Source organism: Streptomyces sp. NBC_01707 (assembly GCF_041438805.1).
Classification (GTDB): Bacteria; Actinomycetota; Actinomycetes; order Streptomycetales; family Streptomycetaceae; genus Streptomyces.
Window position 1 is genome coordinate 7,606,861 of the sequence record NZ_CP109190.1, and the last position, 21,242, is coordinate 7,628,102.

The window sequence follows — 21,242 nt, forward strand, 5'->3', positions numbered from 1 at the left end:
CGAAAAGTGGCGTTGAATGACCGAACGCCATGGGGGTGGAGCAAGGTCCGCTCCGGAATGATGGATTCGCTCGCATTCTTTCCACACTCCTCGGATGCGAGTGCTCACACAGGACGGGGGTCGTGTGCACGCATCAACGCAACCGCGAGCGGCGGACCATCGGCCGTACTTCTTCTTGAGCTATGCGCATACACCGGGGTACGGCGGTGGGACGGACCCGGATATGTGGGTCGAGCGACTGTTTCAGGATCTCTGCGGCCATGTGATGGCCATGACCGACCTTCCGGCGGGTGCCTCCGCCGGGTTCATGGACCGGGAGATACGGTCCGGCGAGGGGTGGTCGGAACGGCTCGGTAGCGTGTTGGCCACCTGCCGGGTGTTCGTTCCGCTCTTCTCGCCGCGCTACTTCGCCAGCGAGATGTGCGGAAAGGAGTGGCACGCTTTCGAACAGCGTGCCATCGCCCACCGGGCCCGCAGCAATCAGCCGGCGGAGGCGATCGTGCCCGCTCTGTGGGTGCCGGTTCCACCGAACCAACTGCCGGGGCCGGCGGAGCGGTTGCAGTTCAATCACCGTGATTTCGGGGACCGTTACGTCAGTGACGGACTCTACGGGCTGATCAAACTCAGGCTCTTCGCCGAGGAGTACGAACGAGCCGTCTACGAACTCGCGAAACGAATCGTCAGCGTCGCGGCCACCGCCCGGATCGAAGTGGGTCGCCCCGTCGACTACCGGCTGGCCCCAAGCGCCTTCGGTTCGCTGAGCAGCGGTGCCGGTGCCCCTCGCCCGATGAAGGTGACCATCGTGGCGCCCACCCGGCACGACCTGCCCGAGGGGCGTAGTGCCGACTACTACGGAGACAACCCGCACGACTGGAACCCGTACCATCCGGCCTCTGTGCGCCCTCTGGCCTATGTCGCCGAGGACCTGGTGCGTGCCCTCAACTATCAGGCCACCATTACCTCCTTCGACGAGGAGTCCGGCCACGCGGAGAGCAAAGGGCCACCTAGCAGGCCGGAGATCCTCGTCGTCGACCGCTGGGCGCTGATGGACGAGGACCGACGCCGCAGACTCGCAGCCTTCGACGCCGAGAACCGGCCATGGGTGACCATGGTGGTGCCCTGGAACCGCGAGGACCCTCAGAGCAGAGCCGCCGAGGCGGAGCTGACCGAGAAGCTCGAACAGACCATGCCGTCCAAGATTCGCCAAGGGCGGGCCTATTGCCGAGCCGCGGCAAGAGGAGTGCCGAGCATGGACGCCTTCGGACAGGTACTGCCCCAGGTCGTGGAGGCGGCGGCTCAGCAGTACCTGCGCCATGCGGCGGTCTATCCGCCGGCGACGGGCGGCGGCCACACTGAACGGACACGACTGATGGGGCCCATGGGCAACACGCAGTTCATACCGGACATGCACGACCCTGCGACGGATGCGGAGGACGTATGACGGCCGGGCGTGACGGACGGATCGTCACTTTCTACTCGTACAAAGGCGGCACCGGGCGCACGATGGCCCTGGCCAACACTGCCTGGATCCTGGCTGCCAACGGCAAGCGGGTACTGGCCGTCGACTGGGACCTGGAGGCGCCCGGACTCCACCGGTTCTTCCACCCATTCCTCGACCCTTCGACCCTCGGCGCCACCACCGGCGTCATCGACCTGATCACCGAGTACGCGTGGGCCGCGACCAGCCCGGTCCAGCGCGCCGATGACTGGCACCGTGACTACGCCCGGATCCAGCCGCACGCGGTCTCCCTCACGCCCGAGACGCTCGGCTGGGAGTTCCCACAGGGCGGAACGCTCGACTTCGTCTCCGCCGGACGGCAGAACCGCGAGTACTCCGCGACCGTCTCCACCTTCGACTGGGACAACTTCTACGACCGGCTCGGCGGCGGCCACTTCTTCGACGCCCTGCGCGACGACATGAAGGCCAACTACGACTACGTCCTCATCGACAGCCGGACCGGCCTCAGCGACATCGCCGACATCTGCACCGTCCACCTTCCGGACCTGCTCGTCGACTGCTTCACGCTCAGCGACCAGTCCATCGACGGCGCCGCATCCGTCGCCCGGCAGATTTCCGAGCGCTACACCGGCCGCCCCATCTCCATCTTCCCCGTCCCGATGCGGATCGACGAGGGCGAGAAGGAGAAGGCCGACGCGGGGCGGGCCCTGGCCCGGCTGAAGTTCGACCGGCTGCCCCGAGACCTGTCCAGTGACGAACTCACAGCCTACTGGGGAGCGGTGGAAATTCCGTACCGCCCCTACTACGCGTACGAGGAGACCCTGGCCACCTTCGGTGACGAGGCAGGTCTGACCAACTCGCTGCTCTCCGCCTTCGAGCGGCTCACTGCCGTCATCACCGACCGGCAGATCACCTCGATGCCCCCCGTGGCGGAGGAGATACGGCTCCGCATCCGCGACGCCTTCACCCGGCGCAGGCCCGCACTGCCCGCCGATCTCTTCCTCAACTATGTGGCGGAGAACCGGATGTGGGCCGACTGGATCGAATCGGTCCTCACCCGGGCCGGATTCCGCGTCGTCCCGCGTGACGTCTCCGCCGAACGGGGCGCGGCCCAACCGGCGCAGGCAGCGGTCGAGACCGCCACGCGTACCGTCGTCCTGCTCTCCAGCGCCTATCTGAAGTCCCAGCGGGCCGTGAGCCTGTGGGACAGGGCGGTCGCCGAGGATCCGGGGGGCGGCAGGCGTCAGCTCCTGCCCCTCAGGGTCGGGGACGTACGTCTCTCCGCGCCCTACATCGACCGCAACCCCGTCGACCTTTTCAGGCTCGACGAGGTACACGCCACCTCGGCGCTGATGCGTGCACTGGACCGCCCGGTGCAGCTCGTCGACGGGGTCGCTCCGGGCCCCCGCTTCCCCGGCACCGTGCCGAAGATCTGGAACGCACCACCGCGCAACCCTGGCTTCACCGGCCGCTCCCTGGTCCTGGAGCGGATGCGTGACCAGCTCGGTGGCGGGATGGCCGTCGTACTTCCCCAGCCGCAGACCCTGTACGGGCTCGGCGGCGTCGGCAAGACCCAGGTGGCCTTGGAGTACGTGCACCGCTTCATGGCCGACTACGACCTGGTCTGGTGGATATCCTCCGAGCAGACCGACGATGTGGTCGCCGGTCTCGCCGAACTCGCCATCCGGCTCGGCGCCCAGGGCGGCGACGACATGGCGGCCGCCTCCCAGGAGGCCGTCGACCTGCTGCGCCGCGGAGTTCCGTCGGACCGCTGGCTGCTGGTCTTCGACAACGCCGACGACCCCGAACGGCTCAGGCGCTACTTCCCTCAGGGCGGCTCCGGCCACATCCTTGTCACATCGAGGAACCAGACATGGTCCCAGCACGGTGACGCACTGCCCGTCGACGTCTTCCTGCGGGAAGAGTCCATCGAGCACCTCCAGCGCCGCGCCCCGGGACTGAGCGACGAGGACGCCGCCCAGGTGGCCACCGCCGTCGGTGACCTGCCGCTGGCCGTCGAACAGGCAGCCGCCTGGATCGCGGAGACCGCCACCCCGATCGACACCTATCTGGAACAGCTCGCCCAGCAGGCCCCCCAGGTCCTGGCCCTCAACCAGCCCGCGGGCTACCCGGAACCCGTCGCCGCCACCTGGAACATCTCCATCCAGCGTCTCAAGGAGCGCTCGCCCGCTGCAGTGAGGCTGTTGCAACTCTGCGCCTTCTTCGCCCCGGAGCCTATTTCGGGGGACCTCCTGTACAGCAAGGAGATGATCGAGGCGCTCAAGCCGTACGACGCCTCGCTCCAGGAGAAACTGGTGCTGGGACGGGTCATCCGGGAGATCGGCCGGTTCGCCCTCGCCAAGGTCGACCAGGTCTCCAACTCCATCCAGGTGCACCGTCTGGTGCAGGCCGTGATCCGGGCGCAGCTCAGCGAGGAGGAGCAGCGCGAGGCCCGCCATGTCGTCCACCGCATCCTGGCGGGTGCCCGGCCCGATGACGACGAGCCGATCGACAACCCGTTGACCTGGCCGCGGTTCGCCACCATCTGGCCGCACCTCGGCCCGTCCGATGCGCGCAACTGTAAGGAACCCGAAACCCGCAGGCTCCTGATCGACCGAGTGCGCTACCTGTGGAAGCGCGGTGACTTCAGGACTGCCGGCACCCTCGGCGCCGAACTGCGCGAGGCGTGGGGGGAGATGCTCGGCGAGCGGGATCTCCAGTACCTCTACCTCTGCTTTCACCTCTCCAACATCTATCGCTCGCGCGGACGTTATGTGGAGGCGAAGGAACTCGACGAAATCACCCTCACGCGTCAGCGGGAGGTGCTGGGTTCGGAGCACCCGCACACGTACATGACCACCAGTAGCCTCGCGACGGACCTCGGCACGCTCGGCGAGTACAGCCGGGCGATCGAGCTGGCTACCGAAGCCACCGAGGGGTTCAGCCAGATCTTCCACGAATCGCACCCCAGGACGCTGGCGGCGGCCAACAACCTGGCGCTCAATCTGCGCCTCGTCGGGCAGTACGCCAGGGCCAGGGAGATCGATCAGGACGTCTACGACCGGCGCACCGAGGTGCTCGGCGCGAACCACCCGTACAGCCTGTCCTCCGCCATGAACCTGGCCCGCGATCTGCGGGACGTAGGACGATACGAGGACTCCGTCGGTCTGCTCAGTCGCACCTACGACAGTTACAAGTCGCACCTCGGGCGCACTTTCCCCGGCACGCTGAGCGCGGCGAAGAGCCTGGCTGTTTCACTGCGCAGGGCGGGCCAGCTGGAGGATGCCCGCAGGCTGACGGTGGCCACCCGTGCCAGGTACCGGGCCAAATACACCTCGGCCAACCCCGAGTCGCTGGCCTGTGATCTCAACATGGCGGCCGACCTGTTCGCGGCCGGTGAGGCGAACGAGGCCAGGGACACAGCGCAGGAAGTCGTCGACCAGTACATGAAGGTGCCGGGGGAGAGGCACCCGTACACCCTGGCAGCCCAGAACAACCTGGGCGTCTACCTCTCGGGGGCCGGCGCGGCGGAGGAGGCGGAGAAGCTGCTGACGCGGGTGGTCGCCTCGATGCGGGAGGTGTTCGGCCGCGAGCATCCGCACACGCTGTTCTGCGTCATGAACCTGGCCAATGCGACCGCGGACCTCGGTGGCCTCGACATCGTGCTGGAGACGGAGCGGCGGGTCTCCGCGCAGCTCCGGGAGGCCCTCGGGGCGCACCACCCGGAGACCTTGGCCATGACGTCGAACATCGCTGTCACCCTCGATGAGATGGGCCGCAAGGACGAGGCGTTGCAGGTGCGGGCGGAGATGGTCGAAGAGCTGACCCGACAGCTCGGCGACGAGCACCCGTTGACCCGGATCGCACGGGACGACAGTCGGTTCCAACGGGAACTGGAGCCGATCACCATCTGAGCAGGCCGGGGCTCGCCGATGGCGGGCCTCGGCCTGGGTCAGGCCTCCAAGGCGGCGGTGTCCGGCTCCTCCAGCAGCCAGTTGAGGATGCCGGGGAGCACGGACAGCGCATCGAAGTGCGCAGCTGTCGGCTCCAGCACCGCGGTGGCACCCGGGATCTTCCCGGCCAGCCAGCGCGAGTGCCCGACCGGCGAGAACACATCCTTCTCGCCGTGCCACAGCATCACAGGGCCGGTGATGTCCGCCGGGTCGAAGCCCCACGGGGTACAGAGAGCGATCGCGTCGTCGATCCATCCGTACGCTGAGGTACGCAACCCCTCACGGTAGTTGCGCAGCAGCATCGAACGGATCCCGGCGTCGTTGACGATGACCCGGTCGGAGTCGGTCAGCTCCCGGCGCAGATCGTCGATGAGCCGAACCGGGTTCTGTCTGATCACCGCGGACCGCGAGATGAACGACTCCGCCAGTCCGTCCGGATCGGCCACCGCCGTGGAGTACGCCAGCACATTGGAGGCGGCCATCCCGTCGAACCAGTCGAGGCCGTCCGCGCCCCAGGGGGCCAGCCCGACCAGGGCGGCGGTACGGGTGACCCGATCGGGCATCAGCGCGGCGCAGGCCAGCGCGTGCGGGGCTCCGCCGGAACGGCCCACCACGGCGAATCGCTCCAGCCCGAGCGAGTCCGCGATGGCCCGCACATCCTCCACGACGTCCGCCACGCAGCGGCCCGCGAGTCTGTCGGAGCCGCCATAACCCGGGCGGTCGTAGGCGATCAGCTGTGTCTTGCGCTGGTACAGCACCATGCCGCGCGGTGCCGGGCCGAGTCGGCTGCCCGGCATTCCGTGCAGCAGAAAGACCGGTCTGCCCCGCGGGTCGCCCAGACGCTCCACCATCAGATGCCGCCCGTCCTTTGCGCGCACCCGATTGCGCACTCCGCGCCTCCTCCAACTCGTGCGGGCACCGAGTTGCCCGACTTTTCCGTGCAATTCGATGATGGACCATCAAAGTCGCTGTGTGGAATGCCAATTGAGGTAAATCAACGATGAGTATCGGACAGGTCCAGTCCTTACCCACTGCCGACGGGCCGGTTGCACGGGGTGTTCGCAAACGGAACCGACATGGCGTGATGCCGGACAAGTGAACGCGGCGCGGTCGAAACGGTGCTGTCGTGTGTGCGTCCTGAAGTCGACCTTGTGTGCTATCGGCCCGATCGGAATAGTGGGCGGCTCCATCCTCCGTACCCAGGCACCCCACTTGCCTGTGTACGGCCCCACAGGAGGTAGAAGTTGAAGCATCGACGCATATCCAGGAAGCGCGCGGTCATGGCCGGATCGGCCGTTGTCGCCCTGGTCGCAGCGGGGGTCACGTTCCAGAGTGCGAACGCCAGTGACGACGTACCGCAGTTCACCGTCCGGACCTTGACGGCGAACGCGGCCGGAAAGCTCGCCACCACTCTCGGGCAGGATCTGGGCGGCGACGCGGCCGGCTCGTACTACGACGCCAAGTCGAAGAACCTGGTCGTGAACGTGGTCGACCGGGCCGCCGCCGAGCAGGTGCGGCAGGCGGGCGGCAGGGCGAAGGTCGTGACGAACTCGCTCGCCGAGCTGACGTCGGCCCGGCAGACGCTCACTACCAAGGCCACGATCCCCGGCACCTCATGGGCCGTCGATCCGGTCAGCAACAAGGTGGTCGTCACCGCCGACCGCACGGTCGACGGCGCGGCCTGGGACAGACTCAGCACGGTCGTCGAGGGGCTGGGCGGCAAGGCCGAACTCAAGAAGACCGCCGGAGAGTTCAAGCCGTTCATCGCCGGCGGCGACGCGATCTGGGGCAACGGAGGGCGCTGCTCGCTCGGCTTCAACGTGGTCAAGGACGGTGAGCCGTACTTCCTGACCGCGGGACACTGCACCGAGGCGATCAGCAGCTGGTCCGACTCGCAGGGCGGCGCGGAGATCGGTACGAACGCGGGCTCCGAATTCCCGGGCAACGACTTCGGGCTGGTGAAGTACACCTCCGACACGCCGCACCCCAGTGAGGTCGACCTCTACAACGGTTCCACCCAGCCGATCACCAAGGCGGGCGAGGCCACCGTCGGCATGACGGTGACCCGTAGCGGATCCACCACCCAGGTGCACGACGGCCAGGTCACCGGCCTGGACGCCACGGTGAACTACGGCAACGGCGACATCGTCGAAGGCCTCATCCAGACGACGGTCTGCGCCGAGCCGGGCGACAGCGGCGGCTCGCTCTTCGCGGGCGACACCGCGATCGGCCTGACCTCCGGCGGCAGCGGCGACTGCTCCTCGGGCGGCGAGACGTTCTTCCAGCCGGTGCCCGAGGCGCTGGCCGCGTTCGGGGCCGAGATCGGCTGATCAGACGGGCCATCGGGCGTTGTCCCCCGTTCGTCGGCCGGGTCCGCGATCGGACCCGGCCGACGAACGAGTCCGGGCATGCCCCAGATGAGGAGGATCTGGGGCTTCGACGAGACGCCCGGTCGGCGCCGGACTCGCAGAGCGGCCCTGGTCAGGAGGCCGTCGACTCCAGGTGGTAGGTCGTGTCGACCCAGAAGCCGTTCGTGGCCCTGGCCTTGATCTCCAGTACGTACTGGCCGGGACTGAGTGACGCGATGCTGCCCCAGATGCCCCATGCGTAGCGCTGGGTCAGCCCTGTCCTGAACGGTGCGGAGAACTCCTGCAGCGGCAACGGAATGCTGTTCAGCGACGCCGTGGCCTCTGCCACCGTCATGGACTGAGGCACCCTCGAGTACGACCTGGTGTGCTGCATATTGAGCACCGGGAAGAAGACCGGCCGGTCCGAGGGAATCGCGCAGCGCCGCACCACCTTGCCGCCGTAGGTGCCGGCCAGGAACCAGAGGTCGTCCGGCTGGTTCCAGGCGGCGTGCTCGCCTGTTGTGTCCTCGACCGGGCTGCGGTCGTCAGGGGCGGACAGTGCCCATTTCCACCAGCGGCCCGCGAGCTCTCCGCCCTCTTCGTCGCTCAGCTTCCGGATGCTGTCGACCGATTCCGCACCACTCATGACGCCCCTCCCGCGTGCAGCCCCTGGCTCGGGGCTCGATTCGAACAAGCGGACAGTACCCGGGGCGGGTGATGGGCTCGACGGCGACCTCTGAGGCTGGTGACGCCGGCCCGACGGGGCCGAATCGCGATCGGGAGAGCAGCGGTTCGTCGGGTGGGCACGCGAGATCTCGATCGCGGCGACCGACGCGTGCGCACATTCAAGGGTGTTCCTCTGCACGCGCCCGTCCGGACCGTTGGGCCGTGCACGCAACACCGTAGGTAACAACGACCCATCCGCAACCCGGCGAACTCGTAACGGGCCAGGTGGAGTGCTTCCGGGCAGCGATTCGCGTGAGAGGGGGCTGTTAGATTCCAACTCCCGTCTGACCACGGGAGCATAGACATCATGGGGGGAAGAGCTTCGTGCTCACCAAACGAAGATTTCGTGCTGCCCTCATAGCCGCCTGCGCTATGAGTCTCATCAGCACCACAGCATCTGCTACCACCGTCCGGGCCGAGCGGAACGCGACCGACCGCGCGCCCGCGACCGTGCCCGTCGATGGTCTGGCCGAGGCACAGCAAGCCGCAGCCCGGTCCGGCCACCAGGTCGAGGCCGTCAGCGAGCGGACCGAAACCACCACCACCTGGGCGAACGGTGACGGCACCGTGACGGTGGACTACCACGCCGCCCCGATCCGTCTGCCCGACGAGGACGCAGCGGACGGCTGGCGGACCGTGGATGCCGATCTGGTGCGCGCGGCCAAGGGATCGTACGCGGCCAAGGCCCACCCGGCGGGGCTTCGCCTGGCCGGCGCGTACACCGGCAAGGGCACCGCGCCACTGATCCGGATGGGCTCGGGGGACCAGGCCCTGACCCTCGGATGGCAGGGCACCCTGCCCGAGCCGTCCGTCGACGGTGACACCGCCACGTACCGCGACGCCCTGCCCGCCACCGACATCGTGGTGGAAGCGACGCGTACCGGTGCCGAGCAGTACGTGGTCCTGAAGAACCGCACCGCCACCGACAGCGGCACCTTCACTCTGCCGTTGTCCGCCCCCGGGCTGACGGCCCGGCGCGGTCTGGACGGCAGTGTCTTCTTCCTGGACAGATCCAGTGGCCTGCCGGTGGGCTCCATACCGGCACCGGTCATGTGGGACTCCACGACCGACGAGCGCTCGGGTGAACATCTGCACCGGGGCAAGGTCACGATGGACGTCGTACAGCGCGGCGACAGCGTGGACCTGAGGCTCTCCGCCGACCCCGCGTTCCTCAAGGACGACCGCACCCGCTACCCGGTCACCATCGACCCCGCGCTCAAACTGGGCGACACGTTCGACACGTTCGTCCAGCAGGGCTACGGCACCGACCAGTCGCACGCGACCGAGCTCAAGCTCGGCAACAACGGCTCGGGGCAGATCGCCCGCTCCTTCATGAGCTTCGCGACCGGTTCTCTCAGCGGGAAGCACATCTTGTCGTCCTCGCTGAACCTGTACGAGTACCACTCCTGGTCGTGCTCCCCGCGCGCTTGGGAGGTCTGGTCGACCGGCGCGGCATCCGCCTCGACGCGGTGGACCAACCAGCCCGCGTGGACGGCGAAGTCCGCTTCCTCGACCGCCACCAAGGGCTTCTCCTCGACGTGCGCGGCCGGATATGTCAGCGCCGACACCACAACCCTCGTCAAGGACTGGGCCACGAAGGGTGCCACGGTCGGCAACCTCGGTCTGCGTGCCACCGACGAGTCGGACGCGTACGGATGGAAGCGGTTCAACTCCTCCGACGCCACCAGCAACGACCCGTATCTGTCCGTCACGTACAACACGAAGCCGGGCACGCCCACGGTCAGCGCCCCCACTCCGGGTGGGACCGACGGCAACCAGGTGTACGTCACCTCCACGGCACCGTCCTTCGCCTTCCGTACCTCGGACGCCGACAACAACGCGCTGACCGCGAACTGGGAGGTGACCGAGGGCGCGGCCACCGTGGCCTCCGGCACCACGGCCTCCGCCGCCGCGGGAAGCACGGTCAACGTCAAGATCCCGGCCGGCAAGCTGACCGACGGTCACACCTACGGATTCCGGGCCCGTACCACGGACAGCACCGACACCTCCGCCTGGTCCTCGTCGACGGCGTTCAAGGTCGACCTGTCCAAGGCCCCGCCCGCGCCCGCCGACCTGCCGCAGGCACCGCGCACCGGCGGTGCCGAAACACTGAACCCGATCCTGTCGGGCGTCATCACCGCCCCCGGCGCGGGCACGCCGACCGCCGAGTTCGTCCTCAGGACCTCCGCGGGTGCAGTTGTCGGCAGCACTCCGTTGGCTTCGGTCAGTGTGGAAAGCGGCAAGCGGGCGGCGCTCGAGATCGGGGACGGAATCGTCACCGACGGCGCCTCGTACACCTGGCAGATGCGTGCCTGCACGGCCGGCGGCTGCTCGGCCTACACCACGCCCAACGCTTTCACGGTGAAGGTGCCGACGCCCCCCGTGCAGCCCGACCCGGTCACAGTGACCCTACCGGTGACTACCGACGCATCCGTGCCGAGCGGGGATGCCCGGCCGGTCCAGGACGGACTGCTCAGAGTCGGTGCGCAGGACAGCACGCACTGGCGTACCTACCTCAAGCCCGACCTGTCCGGCCTCCCCGGAGGGGCCCGGATCGTCGGTGCCACCCTCACGCTCGATGCTGCCGGCTGCCTGGGCATCTGTGAGGCGCACCAGATCGAGACCCATCCGCTCAACGACCCCTGGGATCCGGCGGATGGAGGCTTCGACTCGCTGAGCGCCGCGGAGAGCGTGGACGCCTACGCCACCTCGGCGGCCGACCCCGCAGCGCTCGACCTGACCGACGCCGTGACGCAGTGGTTCTCCGACCCGGAGTCGAACAACGGTCTGGCGGTACGGGCCGGTGACGAGGAGAGCGCCACCACGACGGGCATCACCTACATCTCCTCGCGCTCGTCCGAGGTCATGGACACCCGGCCGCGGCTGCGCGTCGCCTACCTTCCGGCGACCGCCCCGGGCAAACCGACAGAGGTGCGTGCCGACGCGGGTGACAAGGGTCTGGTCGCCACCTGGAACACGCCGCAGGACACCGGTACCTCCGCCATGGACGACCTCACCTTCCGGGTGACGGTCCTCGACAGCGGTGACACACAGGTGGCCGAAGCCACCACCACCGACCGGCGGGCCGTCTTCGACAGCCTCGACAACGGGACCGGTTACACCGTCGAGGTGGCGGCCGTGAACGCCCACGGCCCCGGCCAGACATCCCGTTCCGGTCTGGTCAGGCCCAGTGCGGCAGCGGCCGACGAGGCGGCGCTGAAGGACGTGGTCAAGCAGTTCACGACCGCTTCGGACGGGCTGTTGTCCGGTACCTACCCGACCGTCGACGCGGCGCTCGCGGCGTCCACGCGCGCCTCGTCCTTCGAGACACTGCTGCGGGCCCAGGCCCCCTCGATCCTGGCCGACCGGGCCGCCAACACCCGCCACGACATCGCCTACCGGGACTTCACCAGCGATCTGTCGCAGGCGGTGGTCAGTACCTCCGGCAGTACCGCGACATTGCGGCTCACCCGCACCGGGGCGCGGACGGAGGTCGACGGCGGCGACACCTCGGACCCGATAGAGGAGGAGACCGACGAGGAGTACGTCTTCGCGCTCGCGGGCGCAGGCCAACCGCCCGTCCTCCAGAGGATCAGCGACGACCGGGACGTCTACAGCGAACTGCCTTCGGACGAGAGCGTACGTGTCGCGGTGACGTCGGAGAGCACCGATGCCGACGAAGCCCCGGAGACACTGGACGCCCCTGCCGTCGCCACGGACGCCGACGGGTTCTCGTCGGCCGACCCCGACCCGGCACCCGTCGCGGCCCGTGCCTCGCTCAACCGCTCCGGCGCCGCCGCCTGGGCGAAGAAGCACGCCGGCGACAAGGACGAGTTCGGCACCGACTGCACCAACTTCGTCTCCAAGGCCCTCAACCGGGGCGGCAAGATGGGGATGAAGAGGCCCGGCTGGTACCGCAGCGATCACTACTGGTGGCGGAGCTACGGCTTCCTCGGCAACCAGACGTACTCCTGGGCCGCCTCCAACCACCTCTTCTCCTTCTTCAACAAGGAGGCGAAGGTCACCTGGCGCGCGTACGACAGCCAGGCCACGCCGGGTGATGTCGTCTTCTGGCAGTGGAAGAGCAACAAGCCCATCCAGCACGCGTCCATGGTCATCTCCAAGTCCGGCAGTCGCGTCACCATCGCGCAGCACACCAGCAAGCACCGGACGACGACGATGGCGTCCGCACGCAGTCGCAACCATCCCCGCTCAGTCTGGATCGCCCATGTCACTCCGCGTTGGTAAGCGGGCCGCCACCCTCACCGGGGTGGCCGCGGCCCTTGTCGTCCTGTGCGTGGCCTCCTTCTGGTGGTTCCACCGCACCGACGACACCCCGTACACCGTCGCGGCCGAGCCGAAGGTGAGCGTCACCTACCAGGGCGAGTCCCCGTCCAAGGAGATGCGTACCTTCCTGACCGTGTTCGTCCAGCGTCTGGCGGACGGTGACGTGAAGGGCATCGACGCGCTGGCCGACGGATACCCCGACGGTGCGGCGGCGTCCCAGGAGTCCTCTGACTTTCTGCGCCCGCTCGCACCGGCGGCCGGTGGCGGCCCGGTCATGGCACACGCCGGACCGGTGAGCGACAGCCGTTCGTTCCTGCAGCGCATCGAGGCACCGCAGGGCGGTACGGCCGAGGCCGAACTCACTCTGTCCAACGGTAAGCATGTACACATCCAACTGGCCAGGGAGCGCGGTGTGTGGTGGGGCTACGCACTCGCTCCGGCCGACTGATACCGGTCACGGCCCGGGGCCGGATGCTCGTACGACGAGCGTCCGGCCCTTACGTCTGCCGTCTGCGCCGAGGACCGGCAGCGCGGCCCGCGCGGTGATGGCGTTCCTCACCTCGTCGGCGCAGGTCATGCCCTCACGGTCCGGGGAAGTCCGGCATTCGTGCAGGCGGGGCGGGTCGAATGGCGGAAGAGCGGGTGCGTCTCGGGTGCGCCTTCGATTATCGTACGAATGTTCGAAACTTAGTCTATGGTGGAGAGCGAGGGGGTGGTGAGTACGGATCGGTCCAGGAGGTGCGGATGCCCGGGTTCACGCATCTGCACACCGTTTCCGGGTTCTCCCTGCGCTATGGGGCCTCGCACCCGGAGCGGCTGGCGGAGCGCGCTGCCGAGCGGGGGATGGATGCCCTCGCGCTGACCGACCGCGACACCCTCGCGGGCGCGGTCCGCTTCGCCAAGGCCTGCGACCGGGCCGGGGTGCGGCCGCTCTTCGGGGTGGGGCTCGCGGTGGAGGGGGAGAGCGCGGAGCGTACGCCGGAGGGCGGGCGTGCGCACCGGCTGCGGACCCCGGTCCGTGGCGGCGCCTTCGTCGATGAATCGGCGCCCAGGGTGACCTTCCTCGCCCGGGACGGCGCACGCGGCTGGGCGGAGCTGTGCCGTCTCGTCACCGCCGCGCATGCCGTGACCGGCGACCCGCAGACCGGTGCCGGGCAGCCCCTGGTCGACCGGTCCGCGCTGCCCGCCGAAGGGCTCACCGTGCTGCTCGGCCCGGCCTCCGAGGTCGGCAGGGCGCTGGCCGCCGGACGCCCCGACCGGGCCGCCGTGCTGCTCGCGCCCTGGCGGGAGATCTACGGCGACGACCTGCGCCTCGAGGCCGTCCATCACGGGCGTGAAGGCACCGGCCCCGGGTCGCTGCGGCTTGCCGCCCGTACCGTCGGCTTCGCTGCCGAACAAGGGGTACGGGCCGTGCTGACCAATGCCGTCCGGTATGCCGACGCCGGGCAGGGCCCGGTCGCCGATGTGCTCGACGCGGCCCGCAGGCTCGTCCCCGTCGATCCGCGCCGCGCCCCGCTCGACAGCGGTGAGCGCTGGCTCAAGGACGACCGTGCGATGCGGGAGACCGCCGAGCGGATCACTTCCGCCGCCGGACTCGGCCGCGATGCCGGAGCGCGACTGCTCGCGGAGACCCGGCGCACCGCCGACGCCTGCGCCGTCGACCCCGAGCGCGACCTCGGCCTCGGCACCGTCCACTTCCCCGAGCCGCACCTCGTCGGTGCGGGCCGCCGTACCGCCCAGCGTGTACTGGCCTCCCGGGCCGCCGCCGGCATGGTGCTGCGCGGCTACGACCGCAGGCGCGACTACTGGGAGCGGATGCACCACGAGCTGGACATCATCGGCTACCACGGCTTCGCCTCCTACTTCCTGACGGTCGCCCAAGTCGTGGATGACGTAAGGGATATGAAGGTCAGGGTGGCTGCGCGTGGCTCCGGGGCCGGCTCCCTGGTCAACCACCTGCTGGGCATCGCCCACGCCGACCCCGTCGAGCACGGGCTGCTGATGGAGCGCTTTCTCTCCAAGCGCCGCTTCGTGCTGCCCGACATCGACATCGACGTCGAGTCCGCCCGTCGCCTCGACGTCTACCGCGCGATCATCGGACGCTTCGGCGCCGAGCGGGTCGCGACCGTCGCCATGCCCGAGACCTACCGGGTGCGCCATGCCGTCAGGGACGTCGGCGCCGCGCTTTCCATGAACCCGGCCGAGACCGACCGGCTAGCCAAGGCCTTCCCGCACATCCGGGCCCGCGACGCCCGCGCGGCCATGGAGGAGCTGCCCGAACTGCGCGAGGTGGCACGGGAGAAGGAGAAGTACGGGCGGCTCTGGGAGCTGGTGGAGGCGCTGGACGCCCTGCCGCGCGGCATCGCCATGCATCCGTGCGGGGTGCTCCTCTCGGACGCCTCGCTGCTGCGTCGTACGCCCGTCATGCCCACCAGCGGCGAAGGCTTCCCGATGGCGCAGTTCGACAAGGAGGACGTGGAGGACCTCGGGCTGCTCAAGCTCGATGTGCTGGGTGTACGGATGCAGTCGGCGATGGCGCACGCGGTCATGGAGGTGAAGCGGGCCTCGGGCCAGGAGGTCGACCTGGACGCCGTGCCGCCCGGCGACCCGGAGACGTACCGGCTGATCAGGACCGCCGAGACGCTGGGCTGCTTCCAGATCGAGTCGCCGGGTCAGCGCGACCTGGTCGGCAGGCTGCAGCCCGCCACCTTCCACGATCTGGTGGTCGACATCTCGCTGTTCCGGCCGGGACCGGTCGCCGCCGACATGGTGCGGCCGTTCATCGAGGCCCGGCACGGCCGCGCGCCCGTCCGCTACCCCCACCCCGACCTGGAGGGACCGCTGCGTGAGACATACGGCGTGGTCGTCTTCCACGAGCAGATCATCGAGATGGTCGACATCATGACCGGCTGCGGCCGGGACGAGGCCGACCGGGTGCGGCGCGGGCTCTCCGACCCCGAGCAGCAGGGCCGGATCAAGGACGGGTTCGCGCAGCGGGCGGCGGCGAAGGGCTACAGCGCCGAAGTGATCGCCCGGACCTGGGAGATCATCGAGGCGTTCGGCTCGTACGGCTTCTGCAAGGCGCACGCGGTCGCCTTCGCCGTACCGACGTACCAGTCGGCGTGGCTCAAGGCGCACCACCCGGCCGCTTTCTACGCCGGGCTGCTCACCCATGACCCGGGGATGTACCCGAAGCGGCTGCTGCTCGCGGACGCGCGGCGGCGCGGTGTGCCGGTGCTGCCGCTGGATGTGAACCGGTCGGCGGCCGCCCATCAAATCGAACTGGTGTCCGGAAAGGGGGAGGGTTCCGGAGTGTGGGGGCTGCGACTGGCGCTCTCGGACGTCCATGGCATCAGCAAGGCCGAGGTCGCCCGGATCGAGGCCGGCCGGCCCTACACCTCGCTGCTGGACTTCTGGCAGCGGGCCCGGCCGGGCAAGCCGGCCGCCGAACGGCTGGCCCAGGTCGGTGCGTTGGACGTCTTCGGCGCCAACCGCCGTGATCTGCTGCTGCATCTGACCGAACTCCATCGCGCCCAGCGGGGAACCGGGACGCGGTCCGGATCCGGTGGCGCGCAACTCCCGCTCGACGACGGCCGGAAGACCGGCTCGATCGGCCTGCCCGACCTGAACGACGCGGAACGCCTCAGCGCCGAGCTCGGCGTTCTGAGCATGGACGTCTCCCGCCATCTGATGGGTGATCACCACGCGTTCCTGGAGGAGCTCGGCGCGGTCTCCGCCAAGCGGCTGCGCGAGGCGCGGCACGGGGAGACCGTGCTGGTCGCGGGCGCCAAGGCGGCCACTCAGACGCCACCGGTCCGGTCCGGCCGCCGGGTCATCTTCACCACCTTGGACGACGGTACGGGCCTGGTCGACCTGGCCTTCTTCGACGACAGCCACGCCGCCTGCGCGCACACCGTCTTCCACTCCTGGCTGCTGCTCGTGCGTGGAGTGGTGCAGCGGCGCGGGCCGCAGAGTCTCAGCGTGGTCGGTGAGGCCGCCTGGAACCTGGCGGAACTGGCCGAGCTGCGGCGTACCGGCGGACTCGACGCGGTCGCGGCCCGGCTGGCGGAGGATCCCGCAGCGGAGGAGGAGCCCCCGGGCGACCGGGTGGCCGACAACGGCCGCCGCATCCACCTGCCGACCGGATACGAGATGAACCCCTGGTCCGACCTCCAGCCGCCCGGCGAAGGCGTCGCCACCGGAAGGAAGCTGTGGCACCAGTCCCCGGGGAGTGCGGGATGAGCGACACGTACGAGGAGCCGGGGATCCTGTACCTGCGGTTCCGCAAGGTCGGCGGTGGCCTTCCGGACAGCGCCGGTTACACCGGGCTGCTCGCTCTCCTCGGCGCGTTCACCCCGGTCGTCGAGGCGGCGCCGCCGGACGGGGCGCTCGCCGATGTGCGCGGTGCGCTGCGCTACTTCGGGCGGGACGCGGCAGGGCTGGCGGCGGTGATCCGGGTCCGTGCGCTCGCCCTGCACGGGGTGGACTGTGCGATCGGAGCGGCCGAGAATCCGATGCTGGCCCGGATGGCGGCGCGGCGGGCCGCGCCCGGGACGACTTCCGTGGTGCCCGGCGGCGGGGGCGCCGCGTTCCTCGCGGCCGAGCCGGCCGTCGCGTTGGACGGTGTGGGGGCGGCTACCGCCCGCACCCTGTGCGGATACGGGCTCGACTCCGTCGGCCGGATCGCGGCGGCTCCGCTCGCCACTCTGCAACGGATCACCGGAGTACGGACCGGGCGCGAACTGTGGGAGCGGGCGCGCGGCATCGACCGTACGAAGGTCGTGCCGAACGCCGCCGCCCGGTCGGTCGCCGCCGAGCGGTCCTTCCCGCGCGACGAGCTGGACCCGGAGCGGCAGCGCCGCGCACTCATGTCGCTCGCCGAGGAGCTGGGGGCCCGGATGCGCGGGGACGGCCAGGTGTGCCGGGCGCTCGCGGTCTCCGTGCGCTACGCCGATCGGACCGGCTACTCGACGCTGACCCGCAGCCGTACGCTCCGTGAGCCCACCGCCCACTCCGCGGAGCTCACCGGACTCGCCTACCGGATCCATGACTCGTTCGGGCTGCAGCGGGCCCGGGTGCGAGGGATCGGGCTGCGCGCCGAGGGGCTCACGGACCGCGAACGGGCCGCCCATCAGCTGTCGCTCGATCCGGTCGACGAACGGGCGCGGCGGATCGAGGCGGTGGCGGACCTTCTGCGGGCCAGGTTCGGTCCGCAGGCCGTGATGCCGGGCCGACTCGCTGCCTGACCTGCCGTCATAGGGATCGGTCCGGATCCAGAATGATGCTGCGTCAGTTTTTACCGACGCGTAACTTCCCCCGCTACCTTACTCGCGCGTAATTTGGCATGAGCACATAGAACGTCGGTACAGAACTTGTGGTCCGGGCCGCAGGGCGCAGTGACATCGCAACTCCCTTGAGCCGCAAGGAGACCACACGATGCTGCCCTGGACACGTGCGCCGCGCACCCCGCGTGCGCGGAGACGAATCGTCGCACTGCTCCTCGCCGTCGCAGCGTTCGCCACCCCCACGGCGACCGCCACCGCAGCCACCCCCACCGCCGCCACAGCTCCCTCCCGTGGCTGGAACGACTACTCCTGCAAACCCTCCGCAGCCCACCCCCGCCCCGTCGTCCTGGTCCACGGAACCTTCGGGAACTCGATCGACAACTGGCTCGTCCTCGCCCCGTACCTGGTCGGCCGGGGCTACTGCGTCTACTCGCTCGACTACGGGCAGCTGCCCGGCGTGCCGTTCTTCAACGGCCTCGGCCCGATCGACAAATCGGCCGGCCAGCTGGACACATTCGTCGACCGGGTGCTCGCCGCCACCGGAGCGCCCAAGGCCGACATCGTCGGCCACTCCCAGGGCGGCATGATGCCCAACTACTACCTGAAGTTCCTCGGGGGCGCCGCGAAGGTGAACGCCCTGATCGGACTCGCCCCCGACAACCACGGAACCACCCTCCTCGGGCTGACCAACCTGCTGCCGTACTTCCCGGGTGCCGAGGACCTGCTGAACACCCACACGCCCGGTCTCGCCGACCAGATGGCCGGGTCCCCCTTCATCACCAAGCTCAACGCGGGCGGCGACACCGTGCCCGGGGTGCGGTACACGGTCATCGCGACCAGGTACGACGAGGTCGTGACCCCGTACCGCACGCAGTACCTGAACGGGCCGAACGTACGCAACGTCCTGCTCCAGGACCTGTGCCCGGTCGACCTGTCCGAGCATGTGGCGATCGGGACCGTGGACCTGATCGCCTACCACGAGGTGGCGAACGCCCTGGACCCGGCGCACGCCACCCCGACCACCTGCGCCTCCGTCATCGGTTAGGCCAGGCCCGAACCGCCTCTCAGTGTCCGCGTCGGGCCGCTTCACCGGCCCGGCGCCGGACCGAGGCGAACAGGGCGGCCGCGCCGACGGCGAGCGCGGCCGCACCGCCGATCGCAAGGTACGGGGTACTGCCGTCGCCACCCGTCTCGGCGAGGCTCTCGCCCGCCGGGGCGGGGCCGGTGGCGCTGTCCGGCTCGGGTGCGTTCGCCTCGGACGGGCCTGCCGACGATCCCGCGGCCGGAGCCGCCTGGGTGACCTTCGCGCCCGTACCGGCATCGTCGTCACCATGACCGCCGTGCTCCACGGAGGACTTGTCGGCGCCCCCGGCGATCTCCTGCTCGGTCGGCGCGGACGCGGTCGGCGCGGGTACCGCGCCCACCGAACCACTCCCGTCGGTAACGCCGTCGCTGCCCCCGAAGACCACATCGGAGCAGGCGTAGAACGCCTCGGGGGAGTCCGAGCGCTGCCAGACGGTGTAGATCAGCTGCCGTCCCGATCGCTTCGGCACGGTGCCGTCGAACACATACGATCCGTTCTCCAGCTTCGGTTCGGCGGCCGTGGCGAACGGCTCCGACTCCAGATCCGACCACTTCAGGGGCTTCGTCGGGTCGTATCCGGCCTTGGTGAGATACAGCTCGAACGAGCCCTTGTGCGGTGCCGTGGCCCGGAAGTGGAAGGTGTGGCTGCCCGCCGCCATCTTGGTCGACGGCCAGTCGGCGCGCGGCAGATCGAGCCCCTTGAACTTGTCGTTGCCCGCGCTGCACAGCTTGCCGTCCGGGATCAACTGCCGGTGATTTCCCGCCGCATTGGCGATGTTCACCCCGTTCCAGTCGTACAGCGCCTGCGTCCCGCCCACCGCGACCGCGGCCACGCACGCCGCCGACTTCGGATTCTCGGGCCCCTCCGCGAAGCACGCGGAGACTCGGCTGACCGGATCCGTCATCGAGCCGTGCGCGGCCGCCGGAATCGCGGAGAGACCGGTCAGCGCGAGCGGCGTCACGCCGAGCGTGACGATTGCGGCGGCCTTGCGGCGAGCGGTCCTGATCACGGTCATGGTGGCGTTTCTCCTTAGGCGGTTCACGTCTGCGTGGAGGAGAAGCTAGCCGCCCGCCGACCCGAAAACTGCTGCTGGAAGGGGCACTCGGCGATCTTTATGGCGGGCTTAAGGAGCGTCTAAGAGGGGGCTCAGGAAAGCCCACCAGTGAGCCCCTGTCACCAGCCTTGATGCCGCATGGGCCGTCCGTGGTCGTCCGGGGGAGACCGTCTGATGTCGTGCTGGGTGGCTCCCCATTTGGCTCCCCGGGAGTCACCCATGGAAGTACAAAGTGTTCGGGACGTATCCCGGGTCCGCGCTGATGGAAGCCTTTCGGGCAGCCGCGTCAGAACACGTGGGCGCGCGGTGGCCACGCCACACACCGCCTCCGCCGGCAGACGTGACCGGCGGGTTCGCCTGAGCATGGTCGCCGCCCTACCCGGCGAGGGTGAGGTTGTGCAGACCCCCTCGGACAGGCCCGCTCGGTGGGGCAGATTTGCAGAGAACTCCCGTTAGCCCCTCTCACCTGTGGCTTCTCCGTTGCTGGACGCTCCTGGGGCACACCTGGGGGAAGGTGCCCGGAGAACACCGCTTCAGGAGTTCCTTCCGGCGGCCCAAGGGCCGGGTATGCGGCTCGCCAGCGTCCTGCGCAGCGTCCGGCATCGACTTTCCTGGTACGGCAGGGTGCACCGGTGTTGCCGTCAAAGACTGCAGTCAGACCAGCGGTCTCGATGTCCTCCGGCGACAGAGTTCTTCAGGTGGTCACGTCACCTGAATGGCTGACGCGATTCCCGACCATTCCGATCACGTGCCCGAGGGTCGTGGCACCCCGCTCCGATGCTGCCCGAGGGTCGTGGCATCCCGCTCCGATGCTGCCCGAGCGCGGTCCCATGGCGGGCGGCGGTCAACGGCACATCCCGTCCGACGACACATGATGTGACGTCAGTCTGTATGTGGCGAAGGGCTACTGAGTTCACGTCAGCATTGATCGCACAGCCTCAAAGGCAGGTTCCGCAGCCGTGTGGCGGCGCCGCGAACCGGGTCGCTTCTCTGCCGCCCTCGGGAGACATCCACCGAGGTGTCACACACCCACACGAGGGCTGTCA

At 69.3% G+C, this 21,242-nt stretch carries 12 protein-coding genes; 8 read left to right on the forward strand and 4 right to left on the reverse strand.

The features are described from left to right. The first annotated feature begins 94 nt into the window (after window positions 1-94). Window positions 95-1,441: an FxsC protein gene (gene fsxC, locus OG963_RS34150; protein ID WP_319326844.1), complete on the forward strand. Its 1,347-nt coding sequence runs from the start codon at window positions 95-97 to the stop codon at window positions 1,439-1,441. After that, window positions 1,438-5,373, forward strand: a complete 3,936-nt coding sequence (fxsT, locus tag OG963_RS34155) for an FxSxx-COOH system tetratricopeptide repeat protein (RefSeq protein ID WP_319326847.1) — start codon at window positions 1,438-1,440, stop codon at window positions 5,371-5,373. The genes fsxC and fxsT overlap by 4 nt, the downstream gene beginning before the upstream one ends. 38 nt (window positions 5,374-5,411) lie before the next feature. Here fxsT and OG963_RS34160 read toward each other — a convergent pair whose 3' ends face one another. Further along, on the reverse strand, window positions 5,412-6,302 hold the full coding sequence (locus OG963_RS34160) for an alpha/beta fold hydrolase (protein WP_319326849.1): 891 nt from the start codon (window positions 6,300-6,302) through the stop codon (window positions 5,412-5,414). Window positions 6,303-6,656: 354 nt separating this feature from the next. On the opposite strand from OG963_RS34160, the gene OG963_RS34165 reads away from it, so the two are divergent. Continuing rightward, window positions 6,657-7,742 carry a S1 family peptidase gene (locus tag OG963_RS34165; protein WP_093774985.1) on the forward strand — a complete coding sequence of 362 codons (1,086 nt, stop codon included), beginning with the start codon at window positions 6,657-6,659 and terminating at the stop codon, window positions 7,740-7,742. 151 nt (window positions 7,743-7,893) lie between these two features. Here OG963_RS34165 and OG963_RS34170 read toward each other — a convergent pair whose 3' ends face one another. After that, window positions 7,894-8,406: a hypothetical protein gene (locus OG963_RS34170; protein WP_319737387.1), complete on the reverse strand. Its 513-nt coding sequence runs from the start codon at window positions 8,404-8,406 to the stop codon at window positions 7,894-7,896. A gap of 452 nt (window positions 8,407-8,858) precedes the next feature. Here OG963_RS34170 and OG963_RS34175 point away from each other — a divergent pair, with 452 nt between their 5' ends. Further along, window positions 8,859-12,734: a DNRLRE domain-containing protein gene (locus tag OG963_RS34175; protein ID WP_371799786.1), complete on the forward strand. Its 3,876-nt coding sequence runs from the start codon at window positions 8,859-8,861 to the stop codon at window positions 12,732-12,734. Further along, complete coding sequence (locus OG963_RS34180) at window positions 12,715-13,221, forward strand: hypothetical protein (RefSeq protein ID WP_093774990.1); 507 nt, start codon at window positions 12,715-12,717, stop codon at window positions 13,219-13,221. The genes OG963_RS34175 and OG963_RS34180 overlap by 20 nt, the downstream gene beginning before the upstream one ends. 6 nt (window positions 13,222-13,227) lie before the next feature. Here OG963_RS34180 and OG963_RS34185 read toward each other — a convergent pair whose 3' ends face one another. After that, window positions 13,228-13,350 (reverse strand): hypothetical protein, encoded by a 123-nt coding sequence (locus OG963_RS34185; protein WP_371799787.1) that lies wholly within the window; start codon window positions 13,348-13,350, stop codon window positions 13,228-13,230. A 167-nt stretch (window positions 13,351-13,517) separates the two neighbouring features. Between OG963_RS34185 and OG963_RS34190 the strand changes: the two genes are divergently transcribed. From OG963_RS34190 to OG963_RS34200, 3 genes are all read left to right on the forward strand, one after another. Beyond that, on the forward strand, window positions 13,518-17,015 hold the full coding sequence (locus OG963_RS34190; protein WP_371799788.1) for a DNA polymerase III subunit alpha: 3,498 nt from the start codon (window positions 13,518-13,520) through the stop codon (window positions 17,013-17,015). Next, window positions 17,012-18,019, forward strand: coding sequence for a hypothetical protein (locus OG963_RS34195; RefSeq protein ID WP_371799789.1), 1,008 nt, complete (start codon window positions 17,012-17,014; stop codon window positions 18,017-18,019). Before OG963_RS34190 ends, OG963_RS34195 begins: the two co-directional genes overlap by 4 nt. 190 nt (window positions 18,020-18,209) lie before the next feature. Then, window positions 18,210-19,103 (forward strand): triacylglycerol lipase, encoded by an 894-nt coding sequence (locus OG963_RS34200; protein ID WP_093929975.1) that lies wholly within the window; start codon window positions 18,210-18,212, stop codon window positions 19,101-19,103. 19 nt (window positions 19,104-19,122) lie between these two features. Here OG963_RS34200 and OG963_RS34205 read toward each other — a convergent pair whose 3' ends face one another. Further along, window positions 19,123-20,157, reverse strand: a complete 1,035-nt coding sequence (locus tag OG963_RS34205; RefSeq protein WP_371799790.1) for a lytic polysaccharide monooxygenase — start codon at window positions 20,155-20,157, stop codon at window positions 19,123-19,125. Window positions 20,158-21,242: the final 1,085 nt, after the last annotated feature.